Source organism: Ochrobactrum sp. SFR4, from assembly GCF_019730395.1.
Classification (GTDB): Bacteria; Pseudomonadota; Alphaproteobacteria; order Rhizobiales; family Rhizobiaceae; genus Pseudochrobactrum.
Map to the genome: position 1 here is coordinate 1 of NZ_JAAPBB010001178.1, position 245 is coordinate 245.

Annotated in this window: 1 protein-coding gene; it reads right to left on the reverse strand. The window is 57.1% G+C overall.

Features of this window, described 5'->3' with window-relative positions:
• On the reverse strand, positions 1 to 245 hold a 245-nt coding region (locus HBA93_RS22765), incomplete at both ends, for a hypothetical protein (RefSeq protein ID WP_221724746.1).

Sequence of the window (245 nt, forward strand, 5' to 3'; positions counted from 1 at the left end):
TGATTTCGGCAAGGTCGGAAATACGTGGGCAGACATAGAAGCTCTGACCGCCGCGATAACGCTCGCGCATCAGAGTTTCACGGATGACCAGCGCGTCAAAAGGCGAAATGAAGGTACGCACCGCCATACGGTCAACCGGCGGTGTGGTAATCAGCGACAATTCACGAACACCTGTGAGCGCCAGCTGCAAGGTGCGCGGGATCGGCGTTGCGGTGAGAGTCAGCACATGAATGTCGGACTTCAGG